The organism is Vibrio ichthyoenteri ATCC 700023 (assembly GCF_000222605.1).
GTDB lineage: Bacteria > Pseudomonadota > Gammaproteobacteria > Enterobacterales > Vibrionaceae > Vibrio > Vibrio ichthyoenteri.
In genome coordinates, this window is record NZ_AFWF01000029.1 from 1 (window position 1) to 1085 (window position 1085).

Genomic DNA, 1085 nt, shown 5'->3' on the forward strand with positions numbered 1-1085 from the left:
TTCAATAAACCAACGATAAATGGTCGAACGCTTAACCGAAATCCCTCGCTCTGCCAGCATGTCGCTAAGGTTGGCGTAGCTCATTGGGGTCCAAGATAGCGATGCTACGCATCGAGCGTGGGCGCCGTTAAATCATTTATTCAACATTCACCCTGTTGACGCTATGCTCTCTTCACTTCATTTCTCACACATTCAACAAATTGACCTTCTATTCAGGATGCAGAAACCACTCTCAAAAAGAATTTGTCCCGCGGGCAACAAAACTCCTTTTTGAAAAAGACAACACTTGGGAAAAAATACTTTGGGAGCACGCTAGTACGTTCACGCTCTGGCAGATCACTTGTGTTGAAAAGATGTTGGCGTGCGGAACCAACCTGATGGGAGCCAAACACTACGATTGTGGTAATGGTAAATGCCCCCATACAAAAGTCATTTGCCAAAGCTGTAAGACTAAGGCTTGCAGCTCTTGCGGAACGAAATCCACAGAGCAATGGATAGCGACGCAGATGGAAGTCATGCTAGATTGCGAGCATCAACATATCACCTTCACCATGCCTAGTGAGCTCTGGCCTATATTCGAAACCAATCCAAAGTTGCTAAATGACTTATTTTCATTAGCGGCAAATACCTTGTTAAATTGGGCGAAAAAGCATGGTCTTGAAGTAGGAATATTTGGCGCCTTGCACACATATGGGCGAGGACTTAATTGGCATCCCCATATTCACCTGTCAGTCACCCGAGGTGGATTGGATGAAAACCACTGCTGGCAACCCATCTATTTCAAAAAGAAACATGTAGAGAGCCACTGGCGTCGAGGCTTAATAACACATCTAAGGAAAAAATTTTCCGAACTCAATTTATCAACTGAGAGCACGTGGCATATTTATGACTATCGACAATGGTCCATTTTTTTAGACCGCCAATATCAGCGTTATTGGAACATACATTTTTCCAATAAAACCAAAGCATTAAAGCAGACAGTGAATTATCTAGGGCGATACTTAAAGCGCCCACCAATCTCAGCATCGAGATTACGGCATTACAGCGGAGGAACCGTAGCGTTTAAATACCTAGATCATCGAGAT

At 43.8% G+C, this 1085-nt stretch carries 1 protein-coding gene and 1 pseudogene; one reads left to right on the top strand and one right to left on the bottom strand.

Features of this window, described 5'->3' with window-relative positions:
• A pseudogene (locus RH85_RS22700) lies at positions 1 to 93 on the bottom strand (IS6 family transposase); the annotation flags it as partial.
• Between the two features lie 107 nt (positions 94 to 200).
• On the opposite strand from RH85_RS22700, the gene RH85_RS22175 reads away from it, so the two are divergent.
• A partial coding sequence (locus RH85_RS22175; RefSeq protein ID WP_083824838.1) for an IS91 family transposase occupies positions 201 to 1085 on the top strand: 885 nt, incomplete at its 3' end.